The organism is Candidatus Accumulibacter similis, from assembly GCA_013347225.1.
In the GTDB taxonomy this organism is placed as follows: domain Bacteria; phylum Pseudomonadota; class Gammaproteobacteria; order Burkholderiales; family Rhodocyclaceae; genus Accumulibacter; species Accumulibacter similis.
In genome coordinates, this window is the sequence record CP054595.1 from 4,090,667 (window position 1) to 4,109,240 (window position 18,574).

Genomic DNA, 18,574 nt, shown 5'->3' on the forward strand with positions numbered 1-18,574 from the left:
CCGTATCTCGGTTGGTCGGGTTCCGGAGTGCTAGAATCCGCGATTCTACAGGATTCGCGAGGTGTGGCAGACGATGGCCATGGTCAAGAAGTCGGTGCTGATCGAGCATTCGTCGCAGCAGATGTTCGATCTCGTCGATCGCGTCGAAGACTATCCGCAGTTCCTGCCCTGGTGCAGCCAGACCCACTGCGAGTTCCGTGACGAGCGGCGGACGGTCGCCACGTTGCACATCAACTACCGCAGCGTCAGGTCGCACTTCACGACGGCGAACGACAAGGAGTCGCCGCTGTGGATGAAGATCACGCTGGTCGATGGACCGTTTCGCCGCCTCGACGGCCTCTGGCGATTCAAGCCGCTGACCGCCGAAGCGTGCAAGATCGAGTTCCAGCTCTCCTACGAGTTCTCCAGCCGGATGTTCGAGAAAGTCATCGGTCCCGTCTTCAGCCAGATCGCCAACACCTTCGTCGAGGCTTTCGTCAAGCGTGCCGACGAGATCCACGGTGCGCCGCATGCCTGAGATGCTGACGATCGAGGTCATCTACGCGCTGCCGACGAAGCAGCATCTGGTCACCCTCAGGCTGCCACCGGGCAGCACCGTCCAGCAGGCCATCGACGCCTCGGGGCTGCTGCAGAAGTTCCCGGAGATCGACGTGAAGACGAACAAGATCGGCGTCTTCGCCAAGCTCAGCAAGCCGGACGCAGTGCTGCACGATCACGACCGGGTGGAGATCTACCGGCCGCTGATCGCCGATCCGAAGGAGGTGCGCAAGCAGCGGGCGGCCGCCGGCAAGGTGATGAAGAAGGGAGCCGGCGAAGGCGAATGACGGGACGTGGCTACTTGCAGTTGCGCTGCACGTCGTCGCGCGTCCGCGCGATCGCCTGCGCACGCTCGCTGTCGTCGAGGTAATAGCGCTCGCCCTTGCCGTCGCTCAGCTGGATCCGTTCGCCCGACTCGAGACTGCGCAGGTATCGACGCAATGCTTCGCAATCCTCGCGCTTCCTCGCGTTCGCCCGTTGCTCGTCTTCACGCTTCTCGGCCGCATCACGCGACTCCTGCTGCCGCTTGCGGAACTCCATGTCACGGTCGGCGAGGGTCCTCGCCGGCGCCGCAGCCGGCTCGCTCGCCGGCGACGGCGCCGCGGTGTCGATCCGGCGCAGCTGTCGCACCGGACCCGACGGCGGGCGATCCGAGATCACCGTCTTGTTGTTCTCATCCTGCCATTGATAGACCTGCGCCTCGGCAGCGATCGCGGTGGCCAGGATGACGGCGACAAGAGCAGGGCGTTTCATGGTCATTCAGCCGTGTGAGAGCACGCTGTATAATACGTTTTTGTGACCGCGGATCAAAGGCCATGCGTGTAATCCAAAGGGCGCTGACGTTCGACGACGTTCTCCTCCTTCCCGCCCACTCGACGATCATGCCACGCGATGTCACTCTGAGAACGCGCCTGACGCGCAACATCAGCCTCAACCTGCCGCTCGTTTCCGCGGCGATGGACACGGTCACCGAAAGCCGTCTGGCGATCGCCCTGGCGCAGGAAGGCGGCATCGGCATCGTGCACAAGAACCTGAAGCCGAAGGCGCAGGCGGCCGAAGTGGCGCGCGTCAAGCGTTTCGAGTCCGGCATCCTCAAGGATCCGATCACCGTCCCGCCGACCATGTCGGTACGCGACGTTCTCAGCCTGACCCGTCTGCACCGGATCTCCGGAGTACCGGTGGTCGATGGCCAGGTCGTCGTCGGCATCGTCACCAACCGCGACCTGCGCTTCGAAACGCTGCTCGACCAACCGGTGAGCAACATCATGACCCCACGCCCGCGACTGGTGACCGTTCATGAGGGAGCGACCGTCGAAGAGGGCAAGGCGCTGATCCACAAGCACCGCCTGGAGCGCGTCCTGGTGGTCAACGACGCCTTTGAACTGCGTGGCCTGATCACCGTCAAGGACATCATCAAGACCACCGAACATCCGGATGCAAGCAAGGATGCGGCTGGCCGCCTGCGCGTCGGCGCCGCCATCGGCGTCGGCCCGGGCACCGAGGAACGCGCCGAGCTTCTCGCCGAAGCAGGCGTTGACGTCCTTGTCGTCGACACGGCGCACGGCCACTCGCAAGGGGTCCTCGACCGCGTCCGCTGGGTCAAGAGGACCTTTCCCACCGTCGAGGTGATCGGCGGCAACATCGCCACCGCCGATGCCGCGCGCGCCATGCTCGACCACGGCGCGGACGGCGTCAAGGTCGGCATCGGGCCGGGGTCGATCTGCACCACACGCATCGTCGCCGGCGTCGGCGTGCCGCAGATCACCGCCATCCAGATGGTGCACGAGGCGATCAGGGACAGCGACGTGCCGATGATCGCCGACGGCGGCATCCGCTATTCGGGCGACATCTCGAAGGCGATCGCCGCCGGCGGCGACGCGGTGATGCTCGGCGGTCTGTTCGCCGGCACCGAGGAAGCGCCGGGCGACGTCGAACTCTATCAGGGCCGTTCCTACAAATCCTACCGCGGCATGGGCTCGATCGGTGCCATGGCTGCGGGCGCCGCCGACCGCTACTTCCAGGACACGGCCAATCTCGACAAGCTGGTGCCCGAAGGCATCGAGGGCCGCGTTCCGTACAAGGGTTCGGTGCTGGCCGTGATTCATCAGTTGATGGGTGGCCTGCGGGCGTCGATGGGTTACCTCGGCTGCCGCAGCATCGGCGAGATGCACGAGCGCGCGAGCTTCGTCGAGATCACCTCTTCGGGCGTGCGCGAGTCACATGTCCACGACGTCCAGATCACCAAGGAAGCGCCAAACTACCACGTCGATTGAACCGCGATCGACGACCGACGGGCGGCGACGAGCCGCCCGCTTCATTTGAGGCCGTGCCATGTCCCATCAGAAAATCCTCATCCTCGATTTCGGCTCGCAGGTGGCACAGCTGATTGCCCGCCGCGTGCGCGAACAGCAGGTCTATTGCGAGCTGCATCCGTACGACGTCGGCGAGAATTTCATCCGCGACTTCGGCGCCCAGGGAATCATCCTCTCCGGTGGCCCGAACTCGGTGTATGAAGTCGAGGACTTCCGCGCGCCGCCCGTTGTCTTCGAGCTCGGCGTGCCGGTTTTCGGCATCTGTTACGGCATGCAGACGATGGCGGCACAGCTCGGAGGCCGCGTCGAGAGTTCGAAGCGGCGCGAGTTCGGCTACGCCGAGATGCGCGCCCGCGGCCACTCGGCGCTGTTCAGCGGCATCGAGGACCGCCGCAACGAGCAGGGTCACGGTCTCCTCGACGTCTGGATGAGCCACGGCGACAAGGTGACCGAACTGCCGCCCGGATTCACCGTCATCGGCAGCAACGAATCGACGCCGATCGCGGCCATGGCCGACGAGAAGCGCCGCTTCTACGCCGTGCAGTTCCACCCCGAGGTGACGCACACGCTCAAGGGTGGCCAGATCATCGGCCGCTTCGTGCGCGACATCTGCGGCTGCGGCCATGACTGGAACATGCCCGACTACGTTGTCGAGGCCGTGTCCAGGATTCGCGCGCAGGTGGGCGGCGACGAAGTCGTCCTCGGGCTGTCGGGCGGCGTCGACTCATCGGTGGCGGCAGCGCTGATCCACCGTGCGATCGGCGACCAGCTGACCTGCGTCTTCGTCGACAACGGCCTGTTGCGCCTCAACGAGGCCGAGCAGGTTCTGCGCACCTTTGCCAGCAACCTCGGCGTGCGCGTCGTGCACGTCGATGCCGCGGCGCGCTTCATGCAACAGTTGCAGGGCGTCACCGACCCCGAGCAGAAACGCAAGATCATCGGCCGCGAATTCGTCGAGGTCTTCCAGAGCGAGGCCGCCCGGCTCCCCAATGCGCGCTGGCTGGCGCAGGGAACGATTTACCCCGACGTCATCGAGTCCGCGGGAGCGAAGACGAAGAAGGCACATACCATCAAGAGCCACCACAACGTCGGCGGCCTTCCCGAGAGTCTCAACCTGACGCTGCTCGAGCCGCTGCGCGAGCTGTTCAAGGACGAGGTGCGCGAACTCGGGATCGCGCTCGGATTGCCGCGCGAGATGGTCTACCGCCACCCCTTCCCCGGTCCCGGCCTCGGTGTCCGTATCCTCGGCGAGGTCAGACCCGAATACGCCGAACTTCTGCGCCGCGCCGACGCGATCTTCATCGACGAACTGCGTGCCAGCGGCTGGTACGACAAGACCAGCCAGGCCTTCGCCGTCTTCCTGCCGGTGCGCTCGGTCGGCGTCATGGGCGATGGCCGGACCTACGAGTACGTCGTCGCCCTGCGCGCGGTCGAGACACAGGATTTCATGACCGCGCACTGGGCCGAACTGCCGCACAGCCTGCTCGGCAAGGTCGCGAACCGGATCATCAACGAAGTGCGCGGCATCAACCGTGTCGTCTACGACATCTCGAGCAAGCCGCCGGCGACGATCGAGTGGGAATGATTCGGCGTCTTTCAGGGTCTATCGAGGCCTGTCGGAAAGTTCATCTAAGTCTTTGTCCTACATAAGAAATGTCTGTTGAGATCTATCGGCATCTATCGGTGAGATGCCTTTCGATCTGACGGTAAATCTGACGGTAAAAATCTTCGACCGGATGTCTCCAAAGTTTTTACCGTCAGCTCAAAGCGAGCACTGACGGTAAAAAAGATGGCATGAAATTCATATAAATCAAGCACTTAGTGAAGTTGTAGCGGCCGTTTTGGCGTGACGGTAAAATTCCTCCGAGAGGAGGGACTGCCGATGCTGTCCGATGGCACGCTCAGGGGCATCAAGCCCCAGGCCACCACCTACAAGATCGCCGACCGGGACGGCATGTACGTGACCGTCTCCCCCAGGGGCACGATCACCTTTCGTCTCGACTACCGGCTCAACGGCCGGCGTGAAACGCTCACGATCGGTCGCTACGGGTCGAAGGACGGGATCTCGCTGCTGATGGCGCGCGAGCGCTGCGTGGAAGCGCGCAAGGCGATCGCCGAAGGCCGGTCTCCGTCCCAAGAGAAGCAGCGCGAGAAGCGCAGGGCGGCCGAGGCCAAGACCTTCGAAGAGTTCACGAAGCGCTGGCTGGAAGAAGCCAGGATGGCCGAGAGCACGAAGTCGATGCGCAAGAGCATCATTGACCGGGACATCCTGCCTGTGTTCCGCAATCGGCTGATGGCCGAGATCGGGCCGGAAGACCTGCGCAACCTGTGCGCCAAGGTCAAGGCGCGCGGCGCGCCGGCCACCGCCGTGCACGTGCGCGACATCGTCAAGCAGGTCTTCGGCTTCGCAGCCCTGCACGGCGAGAAGGCGCCGAATCCGGCGGACGAAGTCGGCCCCTCGTCGATCGCCACCTTCGTGGCCAAGGACCGCGCGCTGTCGCCGTCCGAGATCCGCGTCATGCACCGGGTGCTGGACGCCACGGCGACCCTGCCGACCATCCGCCTGGCGCTACGCCTGATCCTGCTGACGCTCGTGCGCAAGAGCGAACTGATCGAGGCCACCTGGGACGAGGTCGACTTCGAGAACGCCGTCTGGACGATCCCGAAAAGCCGCATGAAGGCCGGCAAGCCCCACAACGTGTATCTGTCGCAGCAGGCACTCGACATCATGGTGGCGCTGCGCACCTGTGCCAGCGGGTCCAAGTTCCTGCTGCCCTCGCGCTACGACGCTGACCGCTGCATGTCGAAGGCGACCCTGAACCGGGTCACCCAGATCGTCGCGGAGCGAGCCAAGGAAGCGAAGCTGCCGCTGGAACCGTTCACCGTGCACGACCTGCGCCGCACCGGCTCGACCATCCTGAACGAACTCGGCTTCAACAGCGACTGGATCGAGAAGTGCCTGGCCCACGAAGACGGGCGCTCATCGCGCGGCGTCTACAACAAGGCGGAGTACGCAGAGCAGCGGCGTCACATGCTGCAGGAGTGGGCCGACATGATCGATGCCTGGGTGGCGGGGAAGACCCACACGCCGACGCTGCTGCCGCCGACGATGAAGGTGGCAACGACGGCGGCGCCGATTTGAGGGCTGGAGTTGGACGCGATCCACAAGCCTGAAGCGCCGCTGTGCGTCGGCGTGGATGGATGCCGTGCAGGATGGATCGCAGTCGCTGACGTGGGCGGCGGGCTGACATATCGATTGCACGCGAGCTTCGCAGAGCTCCTCGCGTCGTGGAGTACAGCCCAGAGGATCCTCGTCGACATTCCGATCGGTCTACCTTGGAGAGATTGTCCGTCGCGTCCCTGCGATCGGCAGGCCCGTGCATTGCTTGGGCCGCGAGCCTCGAGCGTGTTCTCGCCACCTTCGCGTCGCGCCTCGAGGGCCGCGAACGTTGGACAGGCTCGCGCGTGGAACCTCGATGAAGTTGGTCGCAGCCTGTCCGCTCAGGCCTGGGGAATCTGCAAGAAGATCGTGGAGGTCGATCGCGTGCTGCTCGAAGACACGAGCGCGAACCGGAAGGTCTTTGAGGTCCATCCGGAGGTCTGCTTCTGGGGGCTGAACGGCGGCAAGCCGATGCGGCATCGGAAGAGCAAACCGGAGGGCGTCAGGGAGCGCCTTGCCACGCTCTCGGTTCGGCTGCCCGCGGCGGACCATCTTCTGCAAAGAGTTCTTCGCGAGACCCGTCGTCAAGACGTCCTAGCTGATGACGTACTCGACGCCCTTGTGGCTCATGTCACTGGACGCACGGTCGAAGCGGAGCTCCGGCGCCTCGTTGGTATTCCATCGGAAGACGACGAAGGCTTGCCAATGCAGATGCTGTTCTGCGAACACCAGTTGACCCCGCTACGGCCGGGCAGTTGATTGGCCGGAGGTGTTATCCAGAAGATGACCACTGTGGCTCTGAATCAGTGACGCAGGCCGGGTAGGGGTCCGACGCCGTTCAATCGACACCTTCGCTGCTGCTGAGCAGTAAGGTGTTCAGCAGGTTCAGCTCGTTCGACGCCATGAAGTACCGGTCGTCGAACACCAGGTCCAGCTTCAACGGACTGACCTCGCCGACTGTTGCGGCCCACGGGAACGACTCGTACTTCGGCAGCGGGGGCATCACGGCCGAGCCAGCGTTCAGCGTCCTCCCGAGTGCCTCTTGCCACAGCGGCTGGTCGTCGAGCCGAAAGGGCTTCCCGTCCTCGGCGGTCTCGGAGAACATGAACTGGTAGTGCCCGGCCGGCACCGCCACCCAGGTGTTCGGGGATTTCAGCTCTTTGAGGGTGCGGAACTCGTTGGCGGCGTCGTGTTGCTCTCGCTGGAGCAGCTTGCGCAGGTTGGCCGCGGGGATGCGCAGCGCCGGCGGAAACTCCCTGTTCTCGTCCATGGCCTTTAGTTGGCCCATGAGTGCGCGGCTCGCGCGGTTCAACTGCGTCTCGTGGCCCTCGAACGCGAAGACTTCCTGCTTCTCGAAGCCGGCCCAGTTCTCCACGACAACCGGGCCAGAAAAGCTCACGTGGTCAGGGAGGCTTGTCCCCTCGTCAACAGCCACAAGCAGAGAGGTAATCGGGGTCGCGACGAGCTCAACGAGATCGCGCATGCACTCGTTCTTGACCAACGTTCGCCCGTCCGTTCCGCGCTTTGCAACTCCGTGAAGCTTCGCCAACGAGAAGATCTCGTCGACGTTGGCTTGGGCGCGGCCGGCAAGAGCCTGGAGCTCCTTGCTCTTGCCGTGCTTCTTGAAGAGCTCGGCCTCTCTCATGAACTGCGAGACGTACTGCGACATCAAGCTGATGATCTCATCAAGCCCGACCGCTCCAACAGGAACCAGCGCAACCTTCTGGCGCAGGTCAGAATCGCCCGTGATGCGGGTCAGAATGGTCGAGCGAAGCATCACCAGCAATGTCACGAGGTCGATGGCCTGCGCCAACCACTGGCGCTTGTCCATCGCGTTCTCGAAGACGATGTAGTCGTCCACGGTCATCACCAAGTGCCGCGGCACGTTGTCGCCAGACACAGTCTCGCCTGCGCTGTTCTTGTACCGACCTCGCCCCCGGTAGATGAGCTGGGCAATCTCCATGAGTGCGGCTTCGATGTTGAAGCGCGGCACGCTGGCAATGATCCAGTCGGTCAGCGGAAACGACACTCCTCGCGCGCCGGACGACGTCATGAGAAACACACGGGTGGCGTCGCGCGTCTTTGGGCTGACGAGCTTCTTGCGCCGCCAACCGGGGACCGACGCGTCGAGCACGTGGATACTGTCGGGGTGCAATTCCTCCGGCGCTTCCTCGAGCAGCATCGCGCGCAGGTCTCGCAGGAACAGCTTGTCCTGGGCGAAGTAGATGACCTGTCGAGCACCTGCGGCCAATGCCTTCAGTACCTCGTCCGCCGCGCTGCGCTTCATCGCGTCGCCCGCCTGATCGCGGATGGCTTCGCGCGGGGACTGCATCTCTCCCGGGGTGCGCTTCGATGCCTCCAGCCGCAGTGCCGTCATCTTCACCCGGTAGTGGATGTGTAGCTCGCTGGCCGGGAAGCTGTTCGTCATGACGTGAAGCGTCTTGCGCTTGCGTCGGGCGATGCGCACATCGGTGACCGCGATGCGAAATGGCCGCTCGCCCGGGGACTTGGACACCAGCACCTTGTCGGGTGTGCTGTCGCCGGCGTTCAAGTAGCGTTCGAGAACCACCTCGTTGCCCAGTGAAGCATCGGAGACGACCAGGGTCACGCTGAACGGGCTGTGCTCGCCGGCGTCCTCGAAACAGGCCAGGAACTCGTTGTTTAGCCACTCGGCGACCGCGTGGACGAAGAGTGCTCCGGCACCGTCGCCCGCCAGTTCGTCCACCATCACCACGATGGTCGGCATCTTCTTCGCAAACAACCGACGCTCTTCTCGGCCAGCAGCCTTGGACGCAGGGTTCACGAAGAGACTCGACAGCGCTTCAATGGTCGTCGTGCGGTTGGCCCGCTCTCGGAAGCCTTGAAGAGCCGCGGTCAAGACCATGCGGGTGACTTCAGGGTTGAGCTGCAAAAGCTCCTTGGCTGTGAGCGCCATGCCCTTGAGCACGCCCATGAGCGGGCGATCCTGGACCAAGTCTTCGTGTTCTGACAGCTGGTCCTTGCGCACCTTGGCGGCTGCGTGCTCGGCGTCAATGTCCTCCTCTTCCTTGGGGTCCAACACCAGCAGCGGCGAGTTCACGGGCTTGACGAGGTCTCGGACCCCGTCGGCCACCACAGCGCACGAGACCTTGTGTTTCGTAGCCCGGCCCAACTCGACCTGCTTGGCATGCCAGCGTTCCGCGGAGGCGATGATTTGGGCGTTCGTGGTGAGTGTCAGGATGCCGGTCGGCTGGCCGTCCTCGCCGCGCGCCAAGCTTTCCGTCACGTCGCGGTTGATGACAACCCGCGGGCTCACGTACAGGAAGAGGTACCCGTCCGACTTCTGGCTGAGGTGACTGCGGATGGCGGTGGTCTTGCCGATACCTGGGTTGCCCTCAAGGGCCAGCACGTTCAGCGCGCCACGTTCGGAACGCTTCAGCCCCGCGACGATGGCTGCCGCGTGCATGTCGCGCAGCGAGAGGGCCGTCCTGCCTTGCGCAAACTCGCGCATCACAGCACCCACGGCTTCGCGTGGTGACGCACCAAAATACTCCTGCAGCGGCTCGGTCTCATCGACCATCGACATCGCTGCGTCCAGCGTGAACTCCTGCGCCGGGTTCGAGAACTTCGGGACAGCTTCGTCCAGGTTGAAGGTGAAGTCCTCGCCGGGCCGGAGCGCTGCTTCCGGTAGGCCCTTAAAGGCCTTGCGTAGCCGAGGCGGAAGCTTGGCGACCATGCCCTTGAACACCGCTTCGACTTGGGCTTCCAAGGCCGCTGCGTCGTCTTCGGCCAGCTTGGCGGTTTCGCGATACGCCTGCCCCAACTGGGACATCAGCTTGCCGCGCGGCTCTGGCTCGGTCCCCGGGACAAAGCGGGCTGCCAGGCTTTCGAGCCCGTTGGGGGTGACGGCCAGCGCGCGCGCAGTGCATGCTTTGTTCAGCAGTCCCCGCTTCTGCAACAGTTGAACCGTCGCCTCCGCGTAGGAACTGGCCTGGCACAGCTTGTAGAGAGGCTTGTCGTGCGAGGTCAGCGCCCCGAGGTAGTTCTTGATGTCGCCGGACAGCTCGAACGACTCGCCGTCGACCTCGGCCGTCAAGCGGGCGAAGACGCTGCGCGAGTCGACGATGCGCCGATGCCGCAGTAGCTCGTCCAGATGGGCACCTTGCTCGCGGAAGTCTTGCAGCTGCGGGGGCATGCTGTACGAGTACTCTTGGACGAGTAGGTAGTCGTCTCGCGAGTCCGGGCCGGTGAGCCACAGGGTGAAGTCCGAGTTGGCGGGCTGCCCCTTGCGTGACCAGTCGGAGTCCACGAGGCCGCTCAGCCCGAATTCCTCGTAGAAAGCCTGTCTTGTCTCGGCGCGCGCAGATTGCTCGAGTGTCGATTCCCCCGGCAAGGTCAGCGGACACCAGAGAGCCCGGACCTTGAGGTCGGCCGGATTCTTGAAGTGCGACTTGACCTGCTTCAAGTAGGCGCGCGTCGCCGTGTAGCCGACCCCATACGCTGTCATCGCCAGGTGGCGCACGGCGGCATTGACGACATCGCGACCCGCCGGGTCGATGATGTCCAGCTCGCGGGACAGCTGTCGGGAAACCTCGAGCAGCTTCGTGTCATTCCAGCGGCGCAGCCCGGGACGGTCGCGCGGCACCAGGCCTTGTTCAATCAGGCAGGCCAAGACGCCGCGCTTGACGAGTACCTCGTAGGCTTGCCCCCAGAGCACGGCCTGCTGCCGGAAGCCGAGTTCGGTGACGGCCTCCATCACGAGACCTCTTTGTGGAGCACCTTGGTGACAAGAGCCAATACCGCCGGCAGTGACAGCAGCACCGAACGGCTGCCTCGGCGGTTCATGACTTCAATCTCGCCGCTTTGCGTCGTCTTGGTCGGGTTCGCCCAGTCGAAGGGGTCGAGGACCGGCAGCAGCATCGACTTCGCAGCCGGCTTCTCGCTCTCCATGAAGTGAATGGCACGCAGGACGCTGACGAGCGACTTTCGGACGTCGGATGCCTGGCCGATGCCAAGGATGTTCATCTCTGCGGTCTTGGCCGCCTCGATGTTCGAGATGCGCTGCTCGACTTCGTAGAAGTAGGTGCAGAAGCCGGACTGCGGCCGTTCCTTCTCCTCGCCGACAACGGTGAGCGTCGCAAAGGTGTAAACGGGTACGACGCTTCGCAGGACTTCCTGCGACAGCGAGGCGTACATCGCTTGGTGGTCCTTGAAGTTCACGACCTCGAAGCCGCTCTCGGTGGCTTCGCGCTTGCGCAGTCGTGTCGCAGGAAATACATCCCGACGCAGGGTGTAGAGGTGCAGGTCATCGAAGCGCTTCATCGCCGCATCCAGAAACTCGAGAGTCCCGTGCGGTGCGTGCCGCTCGGCCGCACGACCGATGTGGCGACTGCCGAAGTGATGGGACAGCAGCATGACGTGCTTGAAGCCGTCGGCTCGCAGCCGGGCAATCTCTTCCAGGATGGGCTGGGGGTTCTTGAACTCCTGCCGGCTCTCTACCAGACGTGAGCGCATCCGCTGCGCTCGCAGAATGCTCGTGTCCCCCTGCCGTTCGGCCGTATAGGTTCGACTCACGAAGAGATAGCCGTCGGCGTCCGCATACGCGGGGTGGGAGTCGCACGGCCGGGTGACGTAGGTCAGCAACGCCACCTTGTCGAGCGACCCTTCTAGGGCGAACTGCAACGGCTGCCCGCCCAGCAAGGCGTGCAGCGCGCCCTTGCGCTTCCACTCCAGGTTCCGGGTGCTGCCGCCGGCGTCGGCCTGAGTCGTCAGGCCCTGCAACTTCACAGCCCCTTCGCGGGCAAGCGCTCTTTCGAGTGCCTGACTCACGGCATAGACCGCCGTGTTCGGGTCCTTGGCGTCGTCCTCTCGCTTCAGCTTTCGTCCGGTGTGCTGCAGGCGCACGATGCTCAGCGCGACATCAGGCTTCTCGGCCCGGACCCGTCGCTGAAGCTCCCAGAGCACGACGTACACCGTCATTGCGAAGGCTACGATGCTCGCGGAGCGCAGCTGCTCGGACCGGGCTTTTTCCTTCTCGTCCCGGTCGCGGCTGAGTTTGAGCATGTCGAGGTCGTACTGGACCTCGATACCCGCATCGGTCTTGAAGTACTCCTCGTGGGGTAAGTCGGCAACCCACTCCTGTTCCTGTCGCAGCCACCGGTACGGTACGAAGCGAATCGGCAGGACCGGATACGCCATGTCGCGCTTCATCACGACGTCGTGCGCGTCGCCTGCAACTGCCAGCGAACGCTCCATCAGCTCCGTCTTGACCGTGTAGGAGGCGATGCTGCCAGCCACGACCGGCTCCTGCGAGATGGTCAGGTGCTCGAACCACGCAATGGAGTCGTCGCCGCGCTCAGCCTTGACGAGGATGTCGGCCTTCTGACCAATGGAGTCGACGGCTTCCCAGCTCACGATGCCGCGGTGCAAGGACACCGTGAAGCGCTCGGCGTTGTCGCTGGCACGTGCGACGACCTTGTTGACCTTGCTGCGAAGCAGTTCAATGAGCTCGCTGGCAATTGCCTCCACGACGCTTGCTCTGGCAACCAACGTCTTGTGCAGGTGCCGTAACGTTGCTGCGGGGTCCTTCTTGAGCTGCTCGGCGATGCGCTTTGCCGCTTCCGCAACATCCAGGCCAGCGACCTGGTCGATCGTGTCCGGTATGACCAGGTAGAGGAAGACGAGCTCGGCGACGTCGCGTCGGACGAAGAGGTCTTTCTCCTCGCCCTCGAACAGGCGTTCCCGAAGGCGGTCGAGCCGCGACTCGAACGCCGATTTCCCAGTCTGTGGGTTGTTGCCATTGACGCGGAACCGGTAGGAGACCTCACGAAGCGTGGCCACGCCCTGTGCGGGCTCGGTGCGCGTCTCGAATAGCTGCGCTGAGCCTTCGGCCCACACGGGCAGGCACGAGTAGAACAACGCCTTGCGGAGGTGCTCTGCAAGGTCCGACACGTTCTGCTGCCCGTAGATGAGGCTCGGGTCCAGCAAGAGGGCCGCGCCCTTGACGCCAGCAAACCGGGCGAAGCAGTCCTTGACGTGCCGCACGTAGGCCTTGAACCCCGATTTCGTACTCTGGCTGCTGAGGGCGTCCATCAAGCCCATCGTCACCTGGAGCCGGACGCGCGCCAGCGCTTCGTCGTCGAGAAAGTCCAGGAAGTCGCGAATCTGGCTGCCTGGTCGGTTGCGCTGAGCTCGGATGGCGTCCAGCGTCTCGTCGACCTCGTCGTCCTCCATGCCCTCCTTGCGGAGCTTGTTGGCAATGCCCTGGCAGAGCAGTTCTAGGCGGTCGGGGCCCTCCACCGTCTCGATGGCCGTGAGGACCTTGCCGATGTCCTTGAGACGTTCGTCCGCTCGTCGGTCGTTCGAAGCGAACACCACCGGAACCAGCGAAGCAGTCGACGGGGCGGAAGGCTTGCGTTCATTCACCGAGTCAGCCATTCGCTGCAAAGCCTCGTCCATCGAGGCCATTGCCAAGCTCCCCGGTGCAACGCCCTTCAGCGCCTCATCCACCAGGTCGGAAACGACCGAGTAGAACTTCTCCAGACTCTTCGCGGCTGCGGCTTCGGTTCCATGCTGCAGGCGGCCGCCCACGCGCGCTGTGGTCCCACGCGGAGGGGGTTCCATGTCGCGAATGAAGCCACTGCCGTCGCCAGGCTCGAACTGCTTGGCGAACTCAGGGTTGCGAAACAGGCGGGCAAGTACGCCGCGGGTGTTGACGACAACTTGCCCGTCACGAACGCTCACCAACGGAAGGGCCGTCTGCGGCGCATCCTGCGTCGGGGGCAACGCATTGGCGAGAAGTTCAGCCAGCTTCGCAAGCTGGAGGGAGGGGGTGACGGAGCGAGCAGATACGCTCGACCCGCCCCGATAGGGGGAGGTAGACATGGTCGACTCCTTTTCTTGGCAGGTAGGCCACTTCACGCCACAAGCCGACCAAGCTCGTGGGTGGATTTCGACTATTGGTGACGCAGTTTAGCTGCTTCGGCCGTCACTGCTCAATAACTAGGCAGAACCACGCCCCTGGCCAAAGGTTGGTCCAGCAGCTCGATCGCTTCCTTGGCGGGCGCGCTCTCGACTAACCGGGTCTCCGATGCGCCCTTCGTCGAAAGTCCGGCATCGGCGCCTTCTTCACCCCGTTGCTCCCAGCCTGCCGCCGGCTTTGTAGCCAGGCCATCACCTCGGCCAGGTCCCACACCACGCAGCGCGCCGTGAGATAGAACCGCTGCGGAAATTCCCCGCGGCGCTCCAACTCGTAGATCGTCGAGTCCGCCAGCGGGACGATCTGACGTAGCTCGCTGCGTCGAATCGTGCGCCGCAATCCCTTGGGATCCGTCGGCGCCGCCTTGTACAGATCCCGGATCGCGCGCGCGTCGAACGCGCCCGTCGGCTCCGTCTCTCGCACCGTCTGGCGAAGCGCCGAGTCGCCATCTCGCCCGGCATCACGATCGTCGGAGACGTCCCCGTCGAGTGCAGCTGGCATCGCCTGCGCCCTCCCGGCGCCGGCCGCGCGCGCCACATTGACGAACTGATTCCCACGTTTCATCCGCACCTCCGTCGTCGGTCCAGGGGCCACCGCAGCGTCCCCGACCGACTCTCCGAACCGTCGACCTCGCGCGCCGCCACCGACTCGGCGGCTCGCGAGCCTCGGGGCTCCGACGTGGCGTCCTGGCGCCTTCCGCCATGGATCGCCGGCATTCGCCAGCTATCGCGAGGCCCTTGGCTTCCGGTTACGGAATCCGGCGCAGAAGTGTCGGGACACATCGACCACCACTGCCGTTGTCGGCCCTACGAATTAGGTCACCTGTCGCTCTTTTCCTTCCGCTGACCCCCGCTCGATCTCCTCCCCGTCCGGCAACCGACGGGGAGAGTCATGGCGCTCAAGGCGGGAGAGGGTCTCCAGCGATGGGAGATCGCGGTTACGAAGAAACTGGTGGGCGAGTTCAGGAGGCGGTCTCGAAGCCTCGAGCGGGAGGAGTTCGACGATCTGATGCAGGAGTGCCTGGCGCACTGGATCGTGGTGCGACGGAAGCTCGCGCCCGATCCCGATGCGCCACCCGTGGGCTACATGGCGCAGGTCATCCGCAACAAGCTCACGGATCTGATCCGGGAGAAGGCGGCCGACAAGCGCGCCGGAGAGCGGGAGGCGCTGTCGCTCGATGCTGCGCTCGACGGCTCGGACGATGGCCTGACGCTGGCCGACCTGCTGGCCGAAGAGGAGTCGGCCCAGCAGGACGAGGCTGGTGCCGTCGATCGCCACCACGCGCGCATCGACATCGGCCGCGCCCTGGCTCGGCTGACGCCGGTCCAGCGGCAGCTGTGCCGGATGCTCGGCGAGGAGGGGCTGACGATCAAAGAGGCATCCGAGCGGCTCCGAATCCCCCGCGGCACCCTGTACGAGGAGATCAAGCGCATCCGTCGGGTGTTCGCAGATCAGGGGCTTGGCGACTATCTGAAGGAGTAGCCCGACACTTTTCGACGCGATTCCGTATGCCTGAGGACCGACCTGAATCGGCACGGAATCGATGATCAAGTTCACCATCACCAGCACCAAGGGCGGCGTCGGCAAGACGACGCTCACGGCCAACCTCGGCGCCCTGCTGGCCGACATGGGGCTGCGCGTCCTTCTGGTCGACGCCGACGTCCAGCCCTCGCTGTCGAAGTACTTCCCGCTCGCGGAGGCGCAGCCGGCAGCCGGCCTCACCGAGGTGATCCTGCGCGGCGAGGTGACCGCGGCGTGCATCACGGCCACGGTCTTCCCGAACCTCGACATCGTCGTGTCGGACGACCCCGAAGGCCATCTCCCCAACTGGCTGCTCAACCGGATCGACCGCGGATTCCGGCTGCGTTTCGCACTGCAGGCTGCCGTCGTGGCGAACGCCTATGACTGCGTCCTGATCGACACGCAGGGTGCTATCGGCCCTCTGCAGGACGCGGCCCTCATGGCTGCCGACATGCTCGTCTCGCCGATCACGCCGGAGGTTCTCTCCGCGCGCGAGTTCAAGGACGGCACGATGGAGCTGCTGGATCGGCTGGAGCCGGGCAGCGCCCTGGGCGCCACGCTCGGGCCGGTGAAGGCGGTGATCTACCGGCAGGACCGCACGGCCGACGCCCGTCTCATCGCGAGCGGCATCCGCGAGGACTTCATCCGCCTGAAGGGCAGGGTGTCGGTGCTCGACACCGTCGTGCCGCACGCCAAGGCCTACAAGGAGGCGGCCACTCTGCGGATCCCGGTGCACCGGCACGAGCCTCGGAGGGACGGCGTCATGCCGAGCGCGTCCACGGTGATGCACCAGCTCGCTTGGGAGCTGATCCCCAGCCTCCAGGGCGTTCACGCCGGCGACTCCGCTGCCGAGGAACGATCGGCATGAGCGGCAAGGTGTCGGTCGACGAGCGGCGGCGACTGGTCGCCGAGTCGTTGCGCGTCGGAAACCCAGGCAACAACGCCCGCGATCTCGCCGGCCAGGTCGACCCGCGAACTGAATCGCAGATCGAGCTCGCGGTCGACGAGATCCACCCCTACGAGCACAACCCGCGGCGCGCGACGAACGCGAAGTTCGATGACATCAAGGAGTCGATCCGCACCAGCGGCCTGAGAAGCCCACTCACCGTGACCCGCCGCCCCGGCGAATCGCACTTCATCGTCGAGGCGGGCGGCAACACGCGGCTGCTCGCGCTGCGGCAACTGTGGGCCGAGACGCGCGATCCGCGCTTCCGCAAGCTGGTGGCGCTGTTTCGGCCGTGGCGATCAGAGAGCCACGTCCTAACTGCGCACCTGATCGAGAACGAACAGCGCGGCGAGATGACCTTCTGGGACAAGGCGTGCGGCATCGTCGCGCTCAAGTCCCGCCTGGAAGCGGAGCAGGGCCGCACCCTGACGCTGCGGCCGCTGGAGGACGCGCTCCACGCGTTGGGCCTGGCGGTCAACACCGCGACTCTCGGTCTCCATCTCTTCGCCACCGAGCGGTTGCGAACCCTCGGCGAAGCAGTGACGGATCTCTCCGGCCTCGACGTCAAGACGATGCAGCCGCGGCTGAATGCGCTGAAGCGCTACGCCCAGACGCGGAGCTCGATCTCCGAAGACGACCTCTACGCGCAGGTGTTCGAACCCGTCTTTCGACGCATCGCGCAGCAGTGCCCGCACACCGGCACGTTCAGCGTCTCCGCCACCTGCGAGGCCTGCGAAGTCGGCCTGGCTCATCACCTTGGCGAACCCGTGGAGTCGCTACGTTTGGCACTGAGGTCGAAGGGCGAGCGCGAGTCCCAGGCGGACCCGTCGACGCCGGTGGCCCGCTCCTCCGCCGATGGCGCAGATGTGGACGAACTGCTGATGCATGCCAGGCGCTTTGCCGACGCCGTCGGCATCTCCGGCGTGATTCAGCCGGAACAGCAGTCCCCCGCCGGCTTGCGCGTCGCGACGCTCACCGGCGGCGACGCGGAGGATCCTGCGCGCCACCGCGCCTGGTGCCTGCTCGCGACGCTCCTCGGCCAGCTCGAGCCGAACGCGGCGTCGTCGAACGCGCCGGAGCCGGCGTTCCTGCAATGGCTCGTCGATCCCGACGACCCGTCGTCAACGGCGTTTTGGGAGCTGCTGGCTTGCGCCAGGCGATCGGGCGGCCTTCGCCGGCAACCCGGCGTCGCGGGCGAGGCGGCTTCTGCCTCGGAGGCAGCGTGATGCTCCCGCTGCAGGACGCCCAGGTGCGGCTCGTCCTCCTCAACCACGTCACGGTGCGTCTGGCCGACGCCGCGCAGGACGAGCTCCACGCGGCTGGCATCGAGATGGAGCAGCTGGCGCACCTTCGGCAACTCTCGGCGGTCGACCTCAGTCGCCTCGCCGCGATGCGCAGCCTGACCATCGGCGTGACCTTCGACGGTGCGGCCCTCAGGGCCGGGCTGCGCGCGGTGGCCCTGGTCAACGAGGCCAAGGCGCTGGAGACGTACTTCATCCGGCACGGTGCGTCCACGCACCTGATGACCGCGCTCTTCAAGCTCCGCCGCAAGCTGACGCTCAAGCGCCGACGAGACATCGGTGCCCGGCGTCCGGCCGGTCGCGTGCCGCTGCCCGACTACGCGACGCGCGAGCGCATCTACCAGGCGTGGCGGGCTATCGCCGATCCGTCGCCCCGCGCTCGCTACTACCGGCTGCACCAGGAGTTCCAGCACATCCCGATCGCCGTGCTGGAGGCGGTCGTCCGCGAGTTCGAGGCCGACGAATGAACGCGCGCATGGAGAGCCTCGGCATCACGCCGCAGTTGTTGCTCGAAGTCTTCGACATTCCGGTGAGCTTTCATCGCTGCCTGGTGCCGATCACCGGCGGCGTCACATCGGCATTGATGCTGTCGCAGGCGATCTGGACCAGTCAGGCGCTGGAGCCTTCTGCCGACGGCTGGTTCCTCCGCTCCCAGGAACAGTGGACACAGGAGACGGGGCTCTCGCGCTGGGAGCAGGAGACCGCGCGCCGCGCGTTGCGCCGCTCGGGCCTGCTCGAAGAACGTCGCGTTGGCATGCCGGCGAAGCTCTGGTTCCGGGTCCGCGCGGATGCGGTCTGGCGCGCGTTGCAGGCCCATGCCGGGGCGGCTGACCGGTGAGC

General features: G+C 65.1%; 15 protein-coding genes. 11 read left to right on the plus strand and 4 right to left on the minus strand.

The genetic code is table 11. The annotated features are described in order from the left end of the window. The first annotated feature begins 73 nt into the window (after positions 1-73). On the plus strand, positions 74-517 hold the full coding sequence (locus HT579_18040) for a type II toxin-antitoxin system RatA family toxin (protein QKS31705.1): 444 nt from the start codon (positions 74-76) through the stop codon (positions 515-517). Continuing rightward, entirely contained in the window at positions 510-824 is a 315-nt protein-coding gene (locus tag HT579_18045; GenBank protein ID QKS30650.1) for an RnfH family protein, read from the plus strand. The genes HT579_18040 and HT579_18045 overlap by 8 nt, the downstream gene beginning before the upstream one ends. A 10-nt stretch (positions 825-834) precedes the next feature. Here HT579_18045 and HT579_18050 read toward each other — a convergent pair whose 3' ends face one another. After that, positions 835-1,290, minus strand: a complete 456-nt coding sequence (locus HT579_18050) for a DUF4124 domain-containing protein (GenBank protein QKS30651.1) — start codon at positions 1,288-1,290, stop codon at positions 835-837. 62 nt (positions 1,291-1,352) lie between these two features. On the opposite strand from HT579_18050, the gene guaB reads away from it, so the two are divergent. From guaB to HT579_18070, 4 genes are all read left to right on the plus strand, one after another. Further along, on the plus strand, positions 1,353-2,810 hold the full coding sequence (gene guaB / locus HT579_18055; GenBank protein QKS30652.1) for an IMP dehydrogenase: 1,458 nt from the start codon (positions 1,353-1,355) through the stop codon (positions 2,808-2,810). A gap of 58 nt (positions 2,811-2,868) precedes the next feature. Beyond that, a complete protein-coding gene (gene guaA / locus HT579_18060) occupies positions 2,869-4,434 on the plus strand; it encodes a glutamine-hydrolyzing GMP synthase (GenBank protein QKS30653.1) in 1,566 nt (521 codons plus the stop codon). A 297-nt stretch (positions 4,435-4,731) separates the two neighbouring features. Continuing rightward, the gene (locus HT579_18065; GenBank protein ID QKS30654.1) at positions 4,732-5,991 is read left to right on the plus strand and encodes a tyrosine-type recombinase/integrase; all 1,260 of its coding nucleotides are present in this window, start codon (positions 4,732-4,734) and stop codon (positions 5,989-5,991) included. 9 nt (positions 5,992-6,000) lie between these two features. Continuing rightward, positions 6,001-6,768, plus strand: a complete 768-nt coding sequence (locus tag HT579_18070; protein ID QKS30655.1) for a DUF429 domain-containing protein — start codon at positions 6,001-6,003, stop codon at positions 6,766-6,768. Between the two features lie 79 nt (positions 6,769-6,847). On the opposite strand, the gene HT579_18075 is transcribed toward HT579_18070, so the two are convergent. From HT579_18075 to HT579_18085, 3 genes are all read right to left on the minus strand, one after another. Continuing rightward, a complete protein-coding gene (locus HT579_18075) occupies positions 6,848-10,744 on the minus strand; it encodes a helicase (GenBank protein ID QKS30656.1) in 3,897 nt (1,298 codons plus the stop codon). Beyond that, positions 10,744-13,872 (minus strand): hypothetical protein, encoded by a 3,129-nt coding sequence (locus HT579_18080; GenBank protein ID QKS30657.1) that lies wholly within the window; start codon positions 13,870-13,872, stop codon positions 10,744-10,746. Before HT579_18080 ends, HT579_18075 begins: the two co-directional genes overlap by 1 nt. 190 nt (positions 13,873-14,062) lie before the next feature. Continuing rightward, positions 14,063-14,467, minus strand: coding sequence for an AlpA family phage regulatory protein (locus HT579_18085; protein ID QKS31706.1), 405 nt, complete (start codon positions 14,465-14,467; stop codon positions 14,063-14,065). A 390-nt stretch (positions 14,468-14,857) separates the two neighbouring features. On the opposite strand from HT579_18085, the gene HT579_18090 reads away from it, so the two are divergent. From HT579_18090 to HT579_18110, 5 genes are all read left to right on the plus strand, one after another. Continuing rightward, positions 14,858-15,448 carry a sigma-70 family RNA polymerase sigma factor gene (locus HT579_18090; GenBank protein QKS30658.1) on the plus strand — a complete coding sequence of 197 codons (591 nt, stop codon included), beginning with the start codon at positions 14,858-14,860 and terminating at the stop codon, positions 15,446-15,448. A 61-nt stretch (positions 15,449-15,509) separates the two neighbouring features. Beyond that, positions 15,510-16,355 carry a ParA family protein gene (locus HT579_18095; protein QKS30659.1) on the plus strand — a complete coding sequence of 282 codons (846 nt, stop codon included), beginning with the start codon at positions 15,510-15,512 and terminating at the stop codon, positions 16,353-16,355. Continuing rightward, complete coding sequence (locus tag HT579_18100; protein QKS30660.1) at positions 16,352-17,659, plus strand: ParB N-terminal domain-containing protein; 1,308 nt, start codon at positions 16,352-16,354, stop codon at positions 17,657-17,659. The genes HT579_18095 and HT579_18100 overlap by 4 nt, the downstream gene beginning before the upstream one ends. Then, positions 17,659-18,201, plus strand: a complete 543-nt coding sequence (locus HT579_18105) for a DUF2857 family protein (GenBank protein QKS30661.1) — start codon at positions 17,659-17,661, stop codon at positions 18,199-18,201. Before HT579_18100 ends, HT579_18105 begins: the two co-directional genes overlap by 1 nt. Next, on the plus strand, positions 18,198-18,572 hold the full coding sequence (locus HT579_18110) for a hypothetical protein (protein QKS30662.1): 375 nt from the start codon (positions 18,198-18,200) through the stop codon (positions 18,570-18,572). Before HT579_18105 ends, HT579_18110 begins: the two co-directional genes overlap by 4 nt. Positions 18,573-18,574: the final 2 nt, after the last annotated feature.

What these genes read in the sequence shown, in the direction of transcription:
- guaB (QKS30652.1), top strand. Translation starts at nt 1,353, where the DNA reads ATGCGTGTAATCCAAAGGGCGCTGACGTTCGACGACGTTCTCCTCCTT.
- HT579_18045 (QKS30650.1), top strand. Translation starts at nt 510, where the DNA reads ATGCCTGAGATGCTGACGATCGAGGTCATCTACGCGCTGCCGACGAAG.
- HT579_18065 (QKS30654.1), top strand. Translation starts at nt 4,732, where the DNA reads ATGCTGTCCGATGGCACGCTCAGGGGCATCAAGCCCCAGGCCACCACC.
- HT579_18090 (QKS30658.1), top strand. Translation starts at nt 14,858, where the DNA reads ATGGCGCTCAAGGCGGGAGAGGGTCTCCAGCGATGGGAGATCGCGGTT.
- HT579_18105 (QKS30661.1), top strand. Translation starts at nt 17,659, where the DNA reads ATGCTCCCGCTGCAGGACGCCCAGGTGCGGCTCGTCCTCCTCAACCAC.
- HT579_18095 (QKS30659.1), top strand. Translation starts at nt 15,510, where the DNA reads ATGATCAAGTTCACCATCACCAGCACCAAGGGCGGCGTCGGCAAGACG.
- HT579_18100 (QKS30660.1), top strand. Translation starts at nt 16,352, where the DNA reads ATGAGCGGCAAGGTGTCGGTCGACGAGCGGCGGCGACTGGTCGCCGAG.
- HT579_18050 (QKS30651.1), bottom strand. Translation starts at nt 1,290, where the DNA reads ATGAAACGCCCTGCTCTTGTCGCCGTCATCCTGGCCACCGCGATCGCT.
- HT579_18040 (QKS31705.1), top strand. Translation starts at nt 74, where the DNA reads ATGGCCATGGTCAAGAAGTCGGTGCTGATCGAGCATTCGTCGCAGCAG.
- HT579_18085 (QKS31706.1), bottom strand. Translation starts at nt 14,467, where the DNA reads ATGCCAGCTGCACTCGACGGGGACGTCTCCGACGATCGTGATGCCGGG.
- HT579_18080 (QKS30657.1), bottom strand. Translation starts at nt 13,872, where the DNA reads ATGTCTACCTCCCCCTATCGGGGCGGGTCGAGCGTATCTGCTCGCTCC.
- HT579_18075 (QKS30656.1), bottom strand. Translation starts at nt 10,744, where the DNA reads ATGGAGGCCGTCACCGAACTCGGCTTCCGGCAGCAGGCCGTGCTCTGG.
- guaA (QKS30653.1), top strand. Translation starts at nt 2,869, where the DNA reads ATGTCCCATCAGAAAATCCTCATCCTCGATTTCGGCTCGCAGGTGGCA.
- HT579_18110 (QKS30662.1), top strand. Translation starts at nt 18,198, where the DNA reads ATGAACGCGCGCATGGAGAGCCTCGGCATCACGCCGCAGTTGTTGCTC.